General features: G+C 64.1%; 19 protein-coding genes. 8 read left to right on the forward strand and 11 right to left on the reverse strand.

The features are described from left to right. Positions 1–353, forward strand: a 353-nt coding sequence (locus CLV47_RS22110; protein WP_170111149.1) for an HNH endonuclease signature motif containing protein, incomplete at its 5' end; no start/stop codon positions are given. A 176-nt stretch (positions 354–529) separates the two neighbouring features. Here CLV47_RS22110 and CLV47_RS18225 read toward each other — a convergent pair. Further along, on the reverse strand, positions 530–1,552 hold the full coding sequence (locus CLV47_RS18225) for a YlbL family protein (RefSeq protein WP_106350552.1): 1,023 nt from the start codon (positions 1,550–1,552) through the stop codon (positions 530–532). Positions 1,553–1,720: 168 nt separating this feature from the next. Between CLV47_RS18225 and CLV47_RS18230 the strand changes: the two genes are divergently transcribed. Further along, the gene (locus tag CLV47_RS18230; protein WP_106350553.1) at positions 1,721–3,301 is read left to right on the forward strand and encodes a zinc-dependent metalloprotease; all 1,581 of its coding nucleotides are present in this window, start codon (positions 1,721–1,723) and stop codon (positions 3,299–3,301) included. Positions 3,302–3,318: 17 nt separating this feature from the next. After that, a complete protein-coding gene (locus CLV47_RS18235; RefSeq protein WP_106350554.1) occupies positions 3,319–4,473 on the forward strand; it encodes a MalY/PatB family protein in 1,155 nt (384 codons plus the stop codon). A 4-nt stretch (positions 4,474–4,477) separates the two neighbouring features. On the opposite strand, the gene CLV47_RS18240 is transcribed toward CLV47_RS18235, so the two are convergent. Beyond that, a complete protein-coding gene (locus CLV47_RS18240) occupies positions 4,478–5,074 on the reverse strand; it encodes a M48 metallopeptidase family protein (protein WP_238145506.1) in 597 nt (198 codons plus the stop codon). Positions 5,075–5,468: 394 nt separating this feature from the next. Here CLV47_RS18240 and CLV47_RS22115 point away from each other — a divergent pair, with 394 nt between their 5' ends. The 3 genes from CLV47_RS22115 (at position 5,469) to CLV47_RS18250 (ending at position 8,239) form a co-directional block, all read left to right on the forward strand. Next, positions 5,469–5,621 carry a DUF5679 domain-containing protein gene (locus CLV47_RS22115; RefSeq protein WP_170111150.1) on the forward strand — a complete coding sequence of 51 codons (153 nt, stop codon included), beginning with the start codon at positions 5,469–5,471 and terminating at the stop codon, positions 5,619–5,621. 135 nt (positions 5,622–5,756) lie between these two features. Then, positions 5,757–6,890 (forward strand): hypothetical protein, encoded by a 1,134-nt coding sequence (locus CLV47_RS18245; RefSeq protein ID WP_146135434.1) that lies wholly within the window; start codon positions 5,757–5,759, stop codon positions 6,888–6,890. A gap of 38 nt (positions 6,891–6,928) precedes the next feature. Continuing rightward, the gene (locus CLV47_RS18250) at positions 6,929–8,239 is read left to right on the forward strand and encodes an ABC1 kinase family protein (RefSeq protein WP_106350556.1); all 1,311 of its coding nucleotides are present in this window, start codon (positions 6,929–6,931) and stop codon (positions 8,237–8,239) included. A 7-nt stretch (positions 8,240–8,246) separates the two neighbouring features. On the opposite strand, the gene CLV47_RS22120 is transcribed toward CLV47_RS18250, so the two are convergent. The 5 genes from CLV47_RS22120 to CLV47_RS18260 form a co-directional block, all read right to left on the reverse strand. After that, the gene (locus tag CLV47_RS22120) at positions 8,247–8,402 is read right to left on the reverse strand and encodes a hypothetical protein (protein ID WP_170111151.1); all 156 of its coding nucleotides are present in this window, start codon (positions 8,400–8,402) and stop codon (positions 8,247–8,249) included. A 65-nt stretch (positions 8,403–8,467) separates the two neighbouring features. After that, positions 8,468–8,632, reverse strand: a complete 165-nt coding sequence (locus tag CLV47_RS22125) for a hypothetical protein (RefSeq protein WP_170111152.1) — start codon at positions 8,630–8,632, stop codon at positions 8,468–8,470. 30 nt (positions 8,633–8,662) lie between these two features. After that, the gene (locus CLV47_RS18255; RefSeq protein WP_272946812.1) at positions 8,663–9,052 is read right to left on the reverse strand and encodes a WhiB family transcriptional regulator; all 390 of its coding nucleotides are present in this window, start codon (positions 9,050–9,052) and stop codon (positions 8,663–8,665) included. Positions 9,053–9,155: 103 nt separating this feature from the next. Beyond that, on the reverse strand, positions 9,156–9,572 hold the full coding sequence (locus CLV47_RS21870; protein ID WP_146135435.1) for a hypothetical protein: 417 nt from the start codon (positions 9,570–9,572) through the stop codon (positions 9,156–9,158). 42 nt (positions 9,573–9,614) lie between these two features. Continuing rightward, positions 9,615–11,684, reverse strand: coding sequence for an ATP-dependent DNA helicase UvrD2 (locus tag CLV47_RS18260; RefSeq protein WP_106350557.1), 2,070 nt, complete (start codon positions 11,682–11,684; stop codon positions 9,615–9,617). Positions 11,685–11,752: 68 nt separating this feature from the next. Here CLV47_RS18260 and CLV47_RS18265 point away from each other — a divergent pair, with 68 nt between their 5' ends. Continuing rightward, positions 11,753–12,010: a mycoredoxin gene (locus CLV47_RS18265; RefSeq protein WP_106350558.1), complete on the forward strand. Its 258-nt coding sequence runs from the start codon at positions 11,753–11,755 to the stop codon at positions 12,008–12,010. Between the two features lie 26 nt (positions 12,011–12,036). Here the strand turns inward: CLV47_RS18265 and nudC are convergent, their stop codons facing one another. The 4 genes from nudC to CLV47_RS18285 are packed head-to-tail and all read right to left on the reverse strand — an operon-like array spanning position 12,037 to position 16,691. Next, a complete protein-coding gene (gene nudC, locus CLV47_RS18270) occupies positions 12,037–12,918 on the reverse strand; it encodes an NAD(+) diphosphatase (protein ID WP_106350559.1) in 882 nt (293 codons plus the stop codon). 28 nt (positions 12,919–12,946) lie between these two features. Then, entirely contained in the window at positions 12,947–14,326 is a 1,380-nt protein-coding gene (locus CLV47_RS18275; RefSeq protein ID WP_106350560.1) for a M16 family metallopeptidase, read from the reverse strand. Continuing rightward, entirely contained in the window at positions 14,323–15,612 is a 1,290-nt protein-coding gene (locus CLV47_RS18280; protein ID WP_238145507.1) for a M16 family metallopeptidase, read from the reverse strand. The genes CLV47_RS18275 and CLV47_RS18280 overlap by 4 nt, the downstream gene beginning before the upstream one ends. Positions 15,613–15,656: 44 nt before the next feature. After that, the gene (locus CLV47_RS18285; protein WP_106350562.1) at positions 15,657–16,691 is read right to left on the reverse strand and encodes a DUF2510 domain-containing protein; all 1,035 of its coding nucleotides are present in this window, start codon (positions 16,689–16,691) and stop codon (positions 15,657–15,659) included. Between the two features lie 258 nt (positions 16,692–16,949). On the opposite strand from CLV47_RS18285, the gene CLV47_RS18290 reads away from it, so the two are divergent. Further along, positions 16,950–17,687: an alpha/beta fold hydrolase gene (locus CLV47_RS18290; RefSeq protein WP_202862686.1), complete on the forward strand. Its 738-nt coding sequence runs from the start codon at positions 16,950–16,952 to the stop codon at positions 17,685–17,687. The last annotated feature ends 26 nt before the right edge of the window (positions 17,688–17,713 follow it).

The raw sequence follows: 17,713 nt of genomic DNA on the forward strand, positions 1-17,713 counted from the left end.
TCGTCTACGACGTCGGGAAGACCCGCTACCGGCCACCAGCAGACATGCGCCGCCGCGTCATCACCCGGGACGTGACGTGCCGCTTCCCCGGCTGCACCCGCAAAGCCGCATACTGCCACCTCGACCACGTCATCGAATACCCGAACGGGCCCACCGCCGACACGAACCTGATCGCGCTATGCGAACTCCACCACCGCGTGAAACACCAAACCGGATGGCAACTAGTCCTCCACGACGACGCCAGTATCGACTGGACCAGCCCCACCGGCCGCCGCTACACCACCCACCCGCCAGGACGCAAAACACCACCACCCCGCCGCACCAGGCGAAACAAGAAGAAAACCGCCGCCTAAACCAGGTGACTCCATACCTCGGCGTGACCTCGCACGATCCGCCTGATCGGCATCCGGCGCTGCGACCGGCGCGACCACGAACGCGCGCACCGGATGCCCGAGACACACGCGCCTAGGACACACGACAGTTGCGGCTCGCTTGAGCGGTTGGGCCAGTTAGCAGGTCGGAACTTCCTCTAGCAGGTCGGAAATTTTTCGCCCGCGTTGTACTTCGCGATCGTATCGAGCGCGCTGTCGAGGCTGTCAATCTTGGCGACCTTGAGATTGGCCGGCGGGTCGGTCATCGCCTCAGCACAGTTCTTGGCCGGCGCAAGGAAGATGTCCGCGCCTACCTCCGCGGCCTTCTTCATCTTCAGCCTGATGCCGCCGATCGGGCCCACCTTGCCCTCGGCGTCGATCGTGCCCGTGCCGGCGATGAAATGGCCGCCCGTGATCGACTTCGGCCCCACCAGATCGAGTACGCCGAGGGTGAGCATGAGACCGGCGGATGGCCCGCCGATATCGTTCTGCGCGAAGGTGACGTTGAACGGCGCGTACGGACGAGCGTTGACAGTGACGCCAAGCCTCGAACCGCCGGAACCCGCATCTTTGCCGGTCGGCTTCTGGGTCGTGATGGAGGTCGTCGCCGGTACGCCGAAATGCTGGTAGCCCACCTCGACCGCAGTATCCGGCGCAATAGTCTTGAGCACACCCTGCAAGTCCGCGAACGACGTAATTGCCGTACCGCCAACAGAGTCGATAGCGTCACCGGACTTCAGATCGGAACCCTTGGGCGGAGTCACAACCACAACCTTCGTCGGATAACCGAGATGACCAAGCGCGGCCGCAACGGCAAAATTCTCGCTGTTGTCGTAGTCCGCCTTATTTTGCTTATCGGTCGCTTCGCGCGACACGTTCGGCGGATAAATGACCTCAGTTGGTACGACGCTCACCCCATCGTCAAACCAGCCCTCGATCGCCTGGAAGACCGTCAAGTTCTCGACGATCCCAACGGTAGTTAAGTTGAGGTTGCCTGAAGACTTGTTGAGCTTGATATCGCCATCGACTTTGATGACTTGCTTGCCGTCGTACTTGCCGATGGTGTTCGCTGTCGGACCCGGAACCTCCGCAACAAACGGCACCTTCACAGTGAGCACGATCAGCAGCAGCACCGCGAGAACAACGACTCCCCCGCACAGGGTCTGAAACCGACGACTCATGCAGTGAGCCTATGCGACCGGCAATTATGTTGATCGGCCGGGAATTATGTTGATCGGATTGGGCCGGTACGCCGTACCGTGAACGGTGATGGAACACGACCAGGTTCGCAGACGTTCACCTAATGCATCGCGATACTGCGCATGCGCAACTATAAGGAGTCGTAACTGATGACGAAGCCGCCGTTCGGGTTCAGCGCATCCGGACCTGACGATCCGGATGACTCCGACCACAACTCTGAGCACCACGACCTCTCTAAGAACTCGGGCGATGCTTCCGAGGCATCTTCGGACAGTGGCCAGGATCAATCCGGCAACCCATTCGCCAACAACCCATTCGGTTTCATGTTCCCTGGTTTTGGCGGCACACCCGGCACGCCGGGCAGCGGGCCTCAGCTTCCGCCGGGCATGCAGATGCCAGGCGGAATGCCCATGGACCTCAACGCCGCAATGCCCTTTATTCAGCAACTGCAGCAGATGTTCAGTCAGCAAAGCGGTCCGGTGAATTGGGATCTCGCCAAGCAGGGTGCACTCGCGCACGCGAACGCCAACCAGCGCTCGCTTACCGCAGCAGACAAGATCGCCGTCAAGGAGGCCGTCCATCTAGCCGATCTGTGGCTCAACGAGGCAACGACCTTCCCCAGCGGCGTCACGACAACCGCGAGCTGGACACGCGCCGAATGGATCGAACACACGCTGCCGGTCTGGTCGCAACTGTGCGACCCGGTCGCTGCCCAGCTGGTCAGCGCGATGTCGGCGATGATCCCGACGAACGACGAACAGCAAATGCCCGCAGGATTCCCGGGGTTCGAAGGGATCATGGGAACTATGGGCGGGATGATCTTCGGCACGCAAGTCGGCCAGGCCATCGCGCAACTCGCCTCCGAAGTGCTGTCCTCCACTGACGTCGGCCTTCCGCTTGGGCCGGCAGGTACCGCGGTACTTCTGCCTCAAAATGTGGATGCGTTCTCCGAAGGCCTGGAGATCGGCGCCGACGAGATCCGGCTTTACCTCGCATTACGCGAAGTCACGTACCAGCGGCTGTTCGCGCACGTCCCGTGGCTCAAGCAGCGCGTCCTCAACACCGTCGAGGCATACGCCAAGGGCATCGTAGTCGACAAGGACGCCATCGAGCGCTCAATCAGCGAGATCGATCCCGCCGACCTTCAGTCCAATCCGGAGAAGCTGCAGGAGATCTTCTCCAGCGGTGTCTTCGAACCGGAAACCACCGAGGCGCAGAAACAGTCCCTCGCCAGCCTCGAGACGCTGCTCGCGCTCATCGAAGGGTGGGTTGATCGTGTCGTGACCAAGGTCGCCGGTGACCGGCTGCCCGCGGAGAACGCGCTGGGCGAAATGATGCGCCGGCGCCGTGCAGCAGGTGGGCCAGCCGAACAGACATTCGCGACCCTCGTCGGCCTGGAACTACGTCCGCGCCGACTTCGCGAAGCGGCAAAGTTGTGGGCCGAGATCGAGAAGCGCCGCGGTGTCGAGGGTCGCGACGCGATCTGGGAGCATCCGGACCTGCTGCCAAGCTCGTCCGACCTCGACCACCCCGAGGCGTTCGCTGACATGACCTCGAATTCTTCGTTCACCGACGCCGACTTCGATGCGCTACTTCGCGGCGACGACAACCCTGCCGACGAACCAGCCGACACGGCGGGCACGGACTCGGACAGCGACGCGGGCACGGATGCAAACTCGGACAACAACGACGACAGGCCTGACGACTCGGATGGCACTACCCAGGTCTGAGGCAATAGGCTCGGGTGATGTCACACCCGTACGACGCAATCACCCTGGATGAGCTCCGCACTCGGCACAGCGTTAAATGGCGGACCCATCCGCCGGAGGTGGTTCCGGCGTTCGTCGCCGAGATGGACTTCCCGCTTGCCGAGCCGATCGTCGACGTACTGCACGAGTACGCCGCGCGCGGCGACACCGGCTACTCGCATCGTGGCGCGCTCGCCGAGACCTATGCGCAGTACGCCGCGGCCCGCGACGGCGTAGGGCCCGATCCCGCGCACACCATGGTCGTCCAGGATGTGCTGTCGGGCATCCGGACCGCCCTGCAGGCACTTACCAACCCCGGGGACGGCGTCGCGTTCTTCGTCCCGTCGTACCCGCCGTTCTTCAGAACCATCGAGGTCGTCGATCGTCGCTGCGCGCCGGTGCCGCTTGCCTACGACAGCACGCGGGCTCGATACGACATTGACTTCGCGGCACTCGACCGCGTCCTATCCGACCCATCGGTCCGTGCGCTGCTGCTGTGCAACCCGCAGAACCCCACCGGACGGGTGTTTATGCGTCCTGAACTGATGCAGATTGCCCAGTACGCCGAGCGCCACGGCGTCGTCGTACTCAGCGACGAGGTACACGCCCCGCTCACCTTCGACGCTCACGTCCACGTCCCGTTCGCCTCGCTCGACACGGATGCGGCCACCCACAGCGTGAGTTTCGTGTCCGCGTCCAAGGCGTGGAACGTGCCAGGCCTTAAATGTGCGCTCGCGATTGCCGGCGGCGCCGCCTCGTGGAAGGCACTCGAGAAGGCACCCAACCTCGCGTCGTTCGGTACGTCGATTCTCGGCGTGGCAGCCAATACCGCCGCGTTCGCCGAGGGTGGGCCTTGGCTGGCTGACACTCTGGACTACCTCGCCGCGAACCGGACGTTGTTCGGCGAACTGCTCGCCACGCACCTGCCGGATGCGCGCTGGTCACCGCAGGACGCGACGTACCTCGCCTGGGTGGACTGCACAAATCTTGGCCTCGGCGACGACCCGGCGACCGCATTTCTCGATCGCGGCAAGGTAGCGGTCAACCACGGCATTACTTTCGGTCCGGAGGGCGCCGGCTTCGTCCGCGTCAACCTGGCCACTCCCCGACCGATCCTCGAAGAGGTCGTACGCCGCCTCGCCGGGTCCGTCTGACCTCTTAGCCGGCGTGTTCGTCGGCGACCTCGCCGAGCTCCCAGACATTCTCGAGCTGGGCAGTGGCCTGCACCCCTTCGAGGTAGCCTTGCGCTCTTTCGGTGTAGGCGTATCCGGTTAAGTGCGCCCAGAAGTCCGCCCCATGACCGGGCACAATCAGGTGCGTCAGTTCGTGCAACAACACGTAGTCCACGACCCATTGCGGCATCGACTTGAGCCGGTGCGATAGGCGGATCACTTTAGTCGACGGCGTGCACGAGCCCCAGCGGGAGTTTTGGTTAGTCACCCACCGCACACTTGCCGGCGTCGTATCTGGCGGTAGGTAGCGTCGCGAGAGCATCGCCGAACGCGCCAGCAACGCCTCGTCGCTCGCCGGCACGCCGCTGCGCCGGCGGCGCTCCATCGAGGTCACCTTGTCGACCATCTGATGCACCCAGCGGGTCTGTTCCGAGCGAGACATCGACGCCGGTAGCAGCACCACGATCTTGGCGCCATCCCGATAGGCCTGCACGCTGCGCTTGCGCCGACGACTGCGGCGTACCTCCACCGGTACGCCGTCAATCGTTCCAAACTGGTAGGTCGTCGAGTCCGCGGCAGCCACATAGGCAGCCTAGTAGCACTGATTTAGATGGTGCACGGTGTTGTTTGGATACTGCGCTGTGTTGTTTAGATGGTGCGACGTGTTGACGACCGGCTACTTGCCGCCTATGACTTATCCACAGGCGCCCGAGCCTTCGGTGTCTCGTTCAAAATTGCCTGGCGAGAGGCGATATTTGACCGCGTGGCAGCCTTTCTTACCCATTTTGACCCCAGAATGTCCACAGCGAGCCCGGCCTGCATTGGCCTGTTATCCACCGCCTTATCCACAGCAGTCCCGGCGCGAGATCGACCATTTCGACTCGGATATACCCACTGAACTGCCCAGATCGCGGTATGTTGACAGCCGCATGAGACGAGCGGCGCCAATCGTCGCAGCAGACGACGGAGGTTTTGTAATGTCCGAGACGTACAACGGCTACTGCGTGAAATGCAAAGAAAAGCGCGATTTCGACGGCGAAGAACAGGTCAACGAAAAAGGCACTCGTATGGCGAAGGGCACCTGCCCCACCTGCGGCACGAAGATGAACCGCATCCTCGGCAAGGCCTAGCCAGCGAAGCGCACACTCCGGGCCGTCGTGAGGCGCGAACCCGATTGAGGCTGTGGACAACTCGGCGCACGCTGGCTCCGTTTCTGACACGCTCCAACTTCGATGCCAATAACACCGAAGTAAGGAGCCAACCCGATGCGCGCGGCGGCCTCCCCCTACAACAGCGAAGGGCCGCGCGAGGCGCGTCCACAGCTGGTTGATCCCCGCCTAGCGGCACTACCTGCGGTTCCCTGGATCCCACCGGTGTTGCGTCGAGTGTGGCGCGACGTGGGGATCCTGCAGATCGGCATCGACGGCGATCGTGCCATCGTGCTCGGTGGGATCACCCCAGAGCGCTACCGGCTGATCAACTCGATCAATGGGCGACGCAGCAGCGCGCAACTGATCGCCCAGGGCCCGTGGCTGGGCCTCACTGCGGACGACATCGTCGCGGTGCTGCGCCAGCTGCACGCCAGCGGCGTACTGGTCGACCTCGGCGCGGTACCGGCCGAGACCGACTCCGGATGGCACCCGGAGAACGATCGGGGGCTGCTGCCCGACCTCGCTGCTCGCCTGCTGAGCCCCGCCTCCGGTACGCCGCAACAGGTGGCCGCGGCCCGCGCCCATTCGCAGGTCCTCATCCACGGCGGCAGACGAGTCGGCAGCGTCATCGCCGGTGCGCTAGCCGCGGCCGGTCTGGGCCGGATCAACGTCGTCGAGCGAGCACCAGTCGACGCGAGCGATGTTACCGGCGGCGGGTTCGGCCTGGATGATGTCGGCGCTGACCATAGTGACGCGCTTGCTCGGCTGGTCAAGCGAGTCTCCGACTCGGCCAGCACCGCCCGGCTCAGCCCGTTGGAGTCGCCCGACTTGCTCATCCTGACCGAGACCTGGCCCGGCCCGGATGAGCGTGAGCGGTCGCTACAACGCAGCGGTACGCCGTACCTGTGCGCCACGGTACGTGAACGACGTGCCGTGATCGGCCCGTTTGTCGTGCCGGGCGAGTCCTCTTGTCTGCAGTGCCAGCATCTGAGCCGCCGCGATCGTGACCCGCAGTGGCCGGCAATCTACGGTCAGCTGCGGATGCAGCCGCACCGACCTGAGGACGCCGGGGAGTCGGCCCTGGCTCTGCTGGCCGGTTCGTTGGCAAGCATCCAGGCGCTGCAGTGGTTCGACGGCGAGCGGCTGCCGGAGACAATCAACACGACGCTGGAGATCGGTCTGCCAGATCTGGTGCTCACCCGGAGGTTCTGGCCGCGGCACCCGTTGTGTACCTGCCAGCGCGCCTAGCTGGGCGAGCCCAGGGCACCTCGTGTTGAATGGGGGTCGTGGACGAACTCCCGCAGCGCTCGGTACGGCGTACGGCAAAGCTCGCGTCGCTGCCCCTCGGGGTCGCCGGCCGGGCGGCCACAGGTGTCGGCAAGCGTCTCGCCGGCAGCAGCGCCCTCGAGGTGACCCAGAGCAAACAGGAGCGCGCCGCCGCGCAGCTGTTTGAAGTGCTCGGGCAGCTCAAAGGCGGAGCCATGAAACTCGGCCAGGCGCTGAGCGTCTTCGAGGCGGCGTTCCCGGACGACATGGCCGCCCCCTACCGCGAGGCGCTGACCAAACTGCAGGAGCAAGCGCCACCGATGCCGACCGCGACGGTCAAGTCGGTGCTCGACGAGCAGTTCGGCGCGCACTGGATCGACCGTTTTGAGTCCTTCGACGACCAGCCCGCGGCCGCGGCCAGTATCGGACAGGTTCATCGGGGTGTCTGGCACGACGGCCGGGACGTCGCGGTCAAGGTGCAGTACCCCGGCGCCGGACCGGCTCTCATGGCAGACCTCAACCAGCTGTCCCGCTTCGCCAAGATCTACGGCATGATCACGCCGGGTATCGACATCAAGCCACTCATCGCCGAGATCCGCGAACGGGTCATCGAAGAGTTGGACTACCGGCTCGAGGCCCAGTCACAACGCGCGTTCGCCGCGGCGTACGCCGACGACCCGGACTTCGTGGTCCCCAAGGTCGTCGCGAGCGCGCCCAAGGTCATCATCAGCGAATGGATCGACGGCACACCGGTGTCCCACGTCATCGCGCGCGGTAGCAAGAAGCAGCGCGACCGCGCCGGCATCTTGATGTCGACCCTGCATTTTTCCGGCCCTGCCCGAGCAGGCCTGCTGCACGCCGACCCGCACCCTGGCAACTACCGGTTGATGGACGACGGCCGGCTCGGTGTCATCGACTTCGGAGCCGTCAAGCATCTGCCCGACGGGCTACCGGAAATGATCGGTACGGCCGCCAGAATGACGCTGGACGGTGACGCAGATGGTGTCCTTGCCATGCTGCGCGAGGCCGGGTTCGTCAAGCCGACGATTCGAGTCGACGCCCAGGCCGTACTCGAATACCTACGCCCCATCCTCGAACCGCTCGCCAAGCCAACGTTCGCTTTCAGCCGAGAATGGATCAAAGCCGAGGCCGCGCGGCTGGGCAACCCACGCAGCGACGCCAACAAGCTCGGTCGCCAGCTCAACCTGCCGCCGGAGTACCTCATGATTTACCGCGTGACTCTCGGGTCTATCGGCGTACTGTGCCAGCTTGAGGCCGAGGGCCCGTTTCGCGGTGTCGTCGAACGCTGGCTGCCCGGCTTCGACGGCTAGCGAGCCGTTACCACCACTCCTGATCCAGTCGCCCCTCGATCGAACGCAGGTGCTGCCGGGTGCAGACGGCGCAGAGATACGCCGTACGTCCGTCACGCACCTCACTGCTCCATGTCATTGGTAGCTCGTCGGCCGTCGTACCGCACATGCTGCAAGTCACCATGTGTCCATAGTGCCTTGCAGCAAGGCGCCTTGCAGCATGGTGCCTCGTCTGCATAAGGCCGGCGATCAGCTGATTCTGTCCTCGGCAGCGTTCGCCCGCGCGCGTGCGACGTCCGCGCGGCGGCGTAACCGTGCGGCCCGAATGACCTGACGCGCCCGGCGATGCCGAGCGGCGTTGGAGAGCTCGTCCTCTATTCGGTAGTGAGCGAGTTCGTTTTGTAGCAAATACATTTCGTAACTCCTGGCATATACGGTCTCTCGTTACGCCGCACGACCGGGCTGATCCCGGACGGGGGCATCTTTGCGGGGCCGTCCGCGGCCACGCTTCTGCGCGATGACGACGCCCTGCTCGAAAATTTCGCCACCCCAGACGCCCCACGGCTCACGGCGATCGATGGCCGAGACGAGGCACTCCACCCGCACCGGGCACTGTGCACACAGTTCCTTTGCCTTCTGAAGCGCGGCGGGGCTCTCGGCGAACCAGAGATCGGGGTCCTGGACTTGGCATGGCAGTTCGTCATCGGCGCTGAATACCGGCGCGCTCACCAACGGCGTCGCCGCGGAAATTGGCGAGGTCGGGCTTGGCATCTTGTTGGCTCCTAGCTGGTAGTTCTGTACGGTCGCGGTCGTCGTCTTGGTCTGAGTCGTCACGTGGTGCCTTAGGTGTCGTGTTGCGATCCGCCGCTAAATACAAGAAAGCCGCGGATCTCATGTCTGAGATTCCGCGGCCTCGGTACGAGCCAACTAGTTGATGCTAGTTACTTCGCCAAAAGGGTGGAGATCCCAGTAATGTCGGATCAGTGGTGCTGGTGGTGCGATTGCCGGTAGTGACATTGCTGCTGGTGTCATTGCTCGTCGTGCCGGTGCCCGTCGTGCCGGTACTGCTGAAGATTCCGGTGCTGCCGGTCGCACGCTTATCAAGCAGCGCGTAGCCGGATATGGCATCAGTACGTTGGGTAGTGCCGTTTTCAGTTCCTCGAGAGGAGCGGTCCTGCCGAGCGACGCCGTCAGGAGTCAGCGGGGACCACACGCGCACACGCGCGAACGCGCAAGCCGGAACTGCATCTGCGGACTGACGACTCATGACGAGTGAATTGTTCATTTTCGCTACTCCTTTCGGGTCGAGATGGATGATGCTTTTGCAGGTGACGCGCGCTTTTGCGAGCGGCACGTCATACACGCTAGATTGTGCAAGCACATCGGCGCAAACTATTTATTGGGTTTTTTGCAGATTCTTTTTCGACGCCTCGATCTCCTCGAGAAGATCGCTGCCGTATTTGCCAAGTTTCACCTCGCCGACGCCCTTGACCTTGAGCAGTCGGCTGAGCGTCGTCGGCTTCATCAGCGAGATGGCGCCGAGAGTCTCGTCATCGAAGACCATGTAGGGCGCAATTTCCTCGCTGCGCGCAACTGTCATCCGCCAAGCCCGAAGACGTTCGAAGGTCCGGTCGCCGACCTTGAGACACGCGCCGCACGAGCCGGCGGCAACCTCTCGTGGGTCCAGGCGCTGACCACATCCTTTACACCGCGCGATCTTTTGCCGCCGCGCGGACGGCGCGACCTTCGCGGTCGGTCCGCGCGACGACGCGAGCGCATCGAGAAATCGGCTCTGCTTGCGTGACGCGCGTCCGCCGGGAGACCTGGCAAGAGACCAGCTCAGATTGAGGATGCGCCGAGCTCGGGTCACCCCGACGTACAGCAGTCGGCGTTCCTCTTCGACCTGTTCATTGGTGCGGGCTCGGTTAAGCGGAACCATGCCGTCGTTGAGCCCGACGAGGAACACCGCGTCCCACTCGAGGCCCTTGGCCGCGTGCAGCGACGCGAGCGTCACGCCCTGCACAGTCGGCGCGTGCTGGCTGGCCGCACGCTGTTCTAGCTCGACGACGAATGCGGCGAGGTCGATGTCCGGGTCGGCGGACTGTAGGTCATCGGCCAGACCGGCGAGCGCCGACAGCGACTCCCAACGCTCTCGGGCCGACCCACCCGATGGCGCCGCCTCCGGGTCCCATCCACTGTTGGCAAGCACGCCGCGCACGGCCCGACCAAGTCGGCCGGTCGAGTCGCTGGTGCGCGCCGCCGCACGGAGGAATACGACCGCCTCGCGCACCTCGGCTCGTTCGAAGAACTTCTCACCCCCGCGCAGAATGTAGGGCACTCCAGCCGATGACAGCGCGGCCTCATAAATCTCCGACTGCGCATTGATGCGGAACAGTACGGCGATCTGCGCAGCCGGGGTGCCGGACGAGATGAGCGACGCGCATTTGGCCGCTACGGCGGCCGCTTCGGCGGGTTCGTCGTCGTAGGTGGTAATCGTCGGCTCGGGTCCGGTCGGCTGCTGCCCGACCAACGACATGCGCGCGCCGGCCAGGCCACCGGAACTGCCGTCGAGGACCCGATTGGCCAGGGTAACGACCTGCGGCGTAGACCGGTAGTCGCGATGCAGGCGTACGACGCTCGCGTCCGGGAATCGATTGGCGAAACCGAGCAGGTAATCCGGCCGCGCGCCGGTGAAGGTGTAGATCGTCTGGTTAGCGTCGCCGACAACGCAGACCGTGTCGCGCGCGCCAAGCCACGCATCGAGCAGCCGTTGCTGAAGAGGGTTGACGTCTTGGTATTCGTCGATGACGAACGAGCGGTAGGTCTCGCGCACCTGGTGTGCGATCTGTGGGACAGACTCGATCATGAACGCCATCGACATGATCATGTCCTCGAAGTCGATGACCTCGGCGCTCTGCTTGAGCTTCTCGTATGTCTCGAGCACCTTGACGACAGTCTCCGGAGCGACAGGTGTCTCGCGGCCGGATCGCGCAACGGCTGCCGGATAGTCACTGGGGTCGATCAGACAGGACCGCGACCACTCGACCTCGCCGGCCAAGTCGCGCACCATCGCGGTGTCGGTGGACAGTTTGCAACGCGCGGCGGCACGGCCGACCAGGCGGAACTTCGAGCTGATCAGCTCGGGCAGCTGTCCGCCGAAGTGGCTCGGCCAGAAGTAGCGCAGCTGACGCAGCGCGGCGGAGTGAAACGTGCGGGCCTGCACGCCCTTGGTGCCCAGGCCCATCAGCCGGGTGCGCATCTCCCCTGCCGCCCGCGCGGTGAAGGTAACGGCGAGGACCTGTTGCGGCTTGACCGCGCCGGTGTGCACCAGACGCGCGATCCGATGGGTGATGGTGCGGGTCTTGCCGGTGCCAGCCCCGGCCAAGATGCACACCGGCCCATGCGGAGCCAGCACCGCCTGGGCCTGTTCGGGGTCAAGGCCATCGATGGCGGGTTCGGCAGTCACTCCTTGAGTGTTTCACCCGCCTCCGACACGGCTGAGGGGGTGTCAGACGCGTATGTCACAGTAGGGATATGAGTGCGACTGAGACTTTCACGATGTATTCCACGACCTGGTGCCCATTCTGCAATCGACTTCGTCAGGACATCGCCGATGCGGGCCTCGACTACACCGAGATCGATGTGGACGATGACGTCGCCGCCGGCGAGATCGTCAAGGGCATCAACCAGGGCAACCGCGTTGTCCCGACGTTGGTCTTCGCTGATGGCTCCTCGCTGACCAATCCGTCCATTCACGAGGTCAAAGACAAGCTCGCCGCAACCAGCGCCTGAACGTTTGGGCTTGCGCTAAGTCGCGATCAGCTGAGCTCGCCGTCGAGCCACCCGTAGATAATGTGATGCGCGATGGAGATCGGCGTCGGCAGCACCTTTATGCCTTTGGACTCCCGCAGCTCGTCCTTGGTGAACCACGCCGCCTCAGCGATCTCGCCATCGTTGCGGACGATCTCCTCAGACCCTTCGACGCGCGCGATGAAGCCCAGCATGATCGATGCTGGAAACGGCCACGGCTGGCTACCGACGTACTGCACGTCGGTGACACGTAGGCCCACTTCCTCGTGGATCTCGCGGCGTACAGCCTGTTCGGCTGTCTCACCCGGCTCGACGAAGCCCGCCAGGACCGAAAACCGTCCCTCCGGCCAGGCCTCGTTACGGCCCAGCACGCAGCGGTCCGCACCGTCGTGGACGAGCATGATGACGGCGGGGTCAGTGCGCGGAAAATGCCGCGACCCATCGTTGGTGCACTGGGTGGACCAACCGGCCTCGACGTACTCGGTGGGTGCGCCGCACCGGGGGCACGCACGATGCGAGTCATGCCACCGCGTAATCGCCACCGCTTCGACCAGGAGTGCCGCGTGCTCTGGGCTCAGTTCCTCACCGACGGCACGTAGGTCCATCCAGCCGTCGGCCTTGATGTCTCGCTTGCCACCGATCACGAAGGTCGGCTTGTCTTCGTAGATACCCAGGAAAACCCGCTCGATGTCATCGGCGTATCCGCTGGTGTCGCGCCACTGCAACGACGGCCCGTCCTTGCCCTCAGCGATGGGGGCTTCACCTTTTTCGGTGAGGACGAGTACCCGGCCGTCGGCCCAGGCCTGCGCGAGCCACGCATCGTCGGAACGTCGTTCGGCCGCGCGATCCACGTCAAACCTGCCGAGTGTCGGCGATACTAGTCCGGTCATAGCGCATTCCCCTTGCTGTCGTTGGCCTTCATGTTGCCTCACGCATCGGTTGCCGCTCAACATCGACGATTGCCCGCAGTGACGGTTCGACCTGCGATGCGTCGCCAACGACAACGGTGCGGATTTGGGTCGGTTGCATGATTTTCATGGCCGCCTCGTGCACGTCGTCGATGGTGACATCGGCAATCTTGACCAGCAAGTCGCGCAGCCACTGCAACGACGCGCCGGCAAACTCGAGATTGGCCGTCGTCGAAGCGAGACCCGCCTGGCTCGACTGCGACAGTGCCACCGACCCGATGAGGTACTGGCGGGCGCTGTCGAGCTCATCCGCCGTCACGGTCGTGACGACCATCCGGCTCAGCTCGTACGAGATTTCGGCGAGCGACGCGGCGGTCACGTCGGTGGCCACGTCGGCCGAGATGGAGAACGTCGTCGCCTGCGGCGCGAGGTCCAACGAACTATGCGGACTGTAGGTATATCCCTTGTCTTCACGCAGGTTCGCCACCAGACGCGATGAGAAGTTGCCACCGAAAATCATGTTGGCGACCATCTGGGCCGGATGCAGATCGTCGTAACGGCCGAGGCCGAGTCCCGCAAGATGAATCGACGACTGCACGGAACCGGGGCGGTCCACGAGAACGACGGGCCCGCTGGTTCTCGCGTTCATTGCGGGGACCTTGGATCGCGGCGTTTTGCCGCTCCAGCCGTCAAATGCGCGCTGCGCGACAGCGATCGCCCTCGCCGGTGAGAGATCACCGACGAGCACGAGAACGGCGCCTGCCGGGATCACCCGCCGACGATGCATTCCGCGCACCATCGCCGGGCTGGTTGCCGCGAGATCTTCGGCCTCAGGCATCAGGACGGCATACGGATGGTCGGCAAAGAGGTTGCGCGCCAGGGTCTTCGACGCGACAACGCCGGCGCTGGAGTTAGCGACCGAGAGCCGTTCGACGAGCCTGCCGCGCTCGGCGATGACCGCATCGCTGGGGTACGTCGCGTGCTGCAGCGCATCGCTCATCAGCTCGAGAAACCTCGGTAGGTGCTGGGAGAGGGTCATGCCGCCGACGCTTAGCCGGTCCCGATCCACGCCGATACTGATTCCGCCGCCAAGTAGTCCCAGCTGCTGCTCGAAATCGAGTGCCGAGTACGTCGATGTGCCTTTGAGCATCGTCTCCTCGAGCAGCCGGGCCTTGGCGTACGAGGCTCGGTCGACGCTCAGCAGCGGCAGTCGCAAACGGGCCTCAACGACGGGGATGCCCGCCTTGCGGATGACGAGGACCCGCAGTCCGTTGGGCAGCCGGTGTTCAACGACCCTGGGAGCCCGGAGCTTGCGGGCCACTGCAAGCGGTGGCACCGAGCGCTGGGCAGTCGTCTTCGTCTTGGGCCCCTTGGCTGCAGCGACACTCACGCGGTCTCCTTCGCTTCCAGGCAGACAACAGCTCGAGAACTTGGCGTCAGCGACGCGGCCGCCTTTGCGACCTGCTGCGGTTCGACGGCGTCAAGCAACCCGGGCAACTCATTGGCAAGCTCGGCGCGTCCGTACAGAAGCTCAAACGTGCCAAGCCGCAGCCCACGGTCGCTGGTTGAGTCCATCTCGCGCAGGAACTGCGAGACCATCCGCGGCAGCACGCGCTGCATCTCCGCTTCGGTGGGGCCGTCCGTCGCCAACTGGCCAATGATGTCGTCGACGAGAGCGATCGTTTCGGTCCGGGTATCGACCCGTGGATGGTTGAACTGGACGGTCACGGTGTTGGCGCCCCGCTGGTCGAACGGGTCGCCGAACGTGCCGCAGTAGGCAAATGCGGCGAGCGCGAGCTCGCGCTTCGTGACGATCTCATCGTGCAACCGGGACGCGTCACCGTCGTACAGGACGTCGCACAAGATCACCGTGGGGAGGTAGCCATCGAGATCGTCGACGGGGTCCGGGCTCTGCCACCCGAGCGCCGTTGCCGGGATCGGTGCGTGCGCATCGGTAACACTTCCATGACGCTCGTTAGTCGGCGCCGGCTCAGCGAAGGACGGCAGCTTCGGCACCCGACGCGCCGGTATATCAGCAAAGTGGCGTTCGATCATGTCGCTAGCGGCGGCGAGCTCGAAATCGCCTGCGACCGTGAGTACGGCGTTGCCAGGCGCGTAGTAGCGAGCGAAGAATGCTCGCGCGTCGTCTACCGTGGCCGTCTCCAGATCGACGAAGTCGCCGTACCCGTTGTGCGCATTGGCGAAGGTGTCAAACAGCACGGGAGGCATCGCAAGCCACGGGAATCCGCCGTACGGCCGGTTCAGCACGTTGACCCTGATTTCCTCTTTTACGACAGAAATCTGGTTTTGCATGGTTTCGTGCGTAAGCAACGGCGCGCGCATCCGGTCGGCCTCAAGGAACAGGCACCGTTCGAGCGCGTGCGGGGGAAGCACCTCGTGATATTCGGTGTAGTCCGGATGGGTCGAGCCGTTGAAGCTACCCCCGACGCCCTGGATGTACTTCGCGTGCTCATGGGTCGGGACGTTGGCCGACCCCTCAAACATCAAATGCTCAAACAGGTGCGCAAAACCGGTGCGACCCTCCGGCTCGGACCGCATGCCGACGTCGTAATGCACGCTGATCGCTACCGCGCCGCTGTTCTTCTCGGGCGCCAGTACGACGCGAAGCCCGTTGGCCAGGCGCATCCGGTGGATTTCGTAGTCGGGTGATCTCACGCAAGCGACCCTACCCGTGGGCGCACCGTACCGGTTCGCTGCGGCTAGGAATCAACCTTGATCGACGCGATCACCTCGTCGATGAGCGGATACAGCTCGGCGTGCGTGTTCGGGAACGAGCAGTAGAAGAACACCGGCGAGGACTTACCGGTGTCGATCAGCAGCAGCACGACGCGCTCGCCGGTCGAGTCATAGCCTTTGACGTCCCACTTGAGGTCGAAGGACCGCTGGTACGCCGCGTGTCCATCGATCTTCACCGACTCTTCCTTGAGATTGGTCGGCTGGTTGGGCTCGGGATAGTAGTGCCCGCGCACCGACTTCTCGACTTCCTTGAGCGCCGCCGGATAAGCATCAGGTGTCGGCGTTCCGAAGTTTTGGGCGAGCAGCCCGGAGGTGACCTGCGCGATGAACTCGCCGCCTGTAGGCACCTTTTTCTGGGTGATGATGTATTCGCCGACGGTCGTCTGGTTTTCCAGTACCGGGCCAAGCTGGAAGTCCTTCCAGCCTTCACCGAGATAGTCGTAGCTAATGCCCGAATCCTTGTCCACGATGCGCAGCGCGTGCTGATCGCTTTGTGAGGACGGCGGGGCCACGTTGACCGATACCGGCGATCCCGCGGTGTCGTCGGGGGTCTTCGCAGTGAAAACACCGGTGACAAGCAGCAGAACAACCACGAGCGCGATGACGCCCAGTGCGCCGAGCGCGTACCAGATATTCCGCCTCGTCTGCGGCGGCGCATCGCGCAACCCGAGATCGAATCGCCGCCCTGGGCGGTCTGGCTCTGGCGCCGGTGGCGGCGTCTGCGCCGCGTGGTACCACTGCGGATGCTGCGCCGTACCTGTTGGCGCGACGCTTGGAGTGAAGACTTCGTACTCACCCATCGCACCTGGTGAGTAGACGGTGTGGGCACCGGTGGCACTGCCGGACTGCAACGTCGGAAGATGCTCGAACTCCGCGGCGTCGGTCGTCGTCTCATACGGCATGGTCTGGTCGGTCCAGCCCACGCCGTCCCACCAGCGGGCGTCGCCTTGCCGGCCCGTTGGATCCTGGTACCACCCCGGCTGATTCGGCTCACTCACGCGGGTCGTCCTCGTCTCCTCGGTACATCACACTTCTGAACCCTTCGACGGTCGGAATGCGACCGCCGGCCCGCAGCCAAGCCTAGGCGCCGACCGTCGACTAATGTCGATGGCGACAATCCCGGCCTGTCCGAAGTACGCTCGCCGCATGACATGGACGGAATCCAACGTAACGGCCCGGGTCGACGACGCCGGCATCCTGAACTTCAACGTGTGGGACACGGGAGGCGGCGATCACGAAACTCCGACCGTTTCGCATTGCATGGGTTCCCGCAGGGCGCGCAAAGCTACCGCGAGGTCGCCAGGATTCTCGCCGCGCGCGGTGCACGCGTCATCGTGCCCGACCAACGCGGCTACAGCGCGGGCGCCCGTCCCATTGGAGTCGAGCACTACACCCAGGCGACTCTCGCCGCCGACGTCGTAGCGATCATGGACGCGATGGGCCTCGACAAGGTGCATCTGGTGGGCCACGACTGGGGTTCCAACATCGCCTGGGTCGCCGCGGCGTCGTACCCGGAACGGTTCAGTGCGCTCACTGCCGTGTCGATCCCGCATCCGTCGGCCTTTGGTGAGGCCTACAAGATCGACTCCGATCAAAAGAAGCGCTCAGAGTACTTCAAGCTGTTTTGGCAGGAAGGTAAGGCCGAGCAGGTGCTACTTGAGGACGACGCGAAGTGGTTGCGCGACGTCCTCGCCGACATCGGGCCCGAACGCGCCGGCCATTACATCGAGCGCCTCCAGCAGCCGGGTGCGCTCACCGCGGCACTCAACTACTACCGCGCCATGAGCTCGGCCAACGTCGCGACACCATCGGTCATTGTCCCGACGACCCTCGTCTGGAGCGACAACGACACCGCGGTCGGCCCCGTTGGACCGCAGCTATGCGCGAAGTACGTCGACGCGGACTACAAGCTGATCACGCTCAACGGCATCAGTCACTGGATCCCGGAGCTTGCGCCCCAGGATCTGGCCGACGCCATCGCTGAGCGCTTCTGACTGGTCGCCCTCGAGACCCGATCGTT

Origin of the sequence: Antricoccus suffuscus (assembly GCF_003003235.1) — a bacterium.
GTDB lineage: Bacteria > Actinomycetota > Actinomycetes > Mycobacteriales > Antricoccaceae > Antricoccus > Antricoccus suffuscus.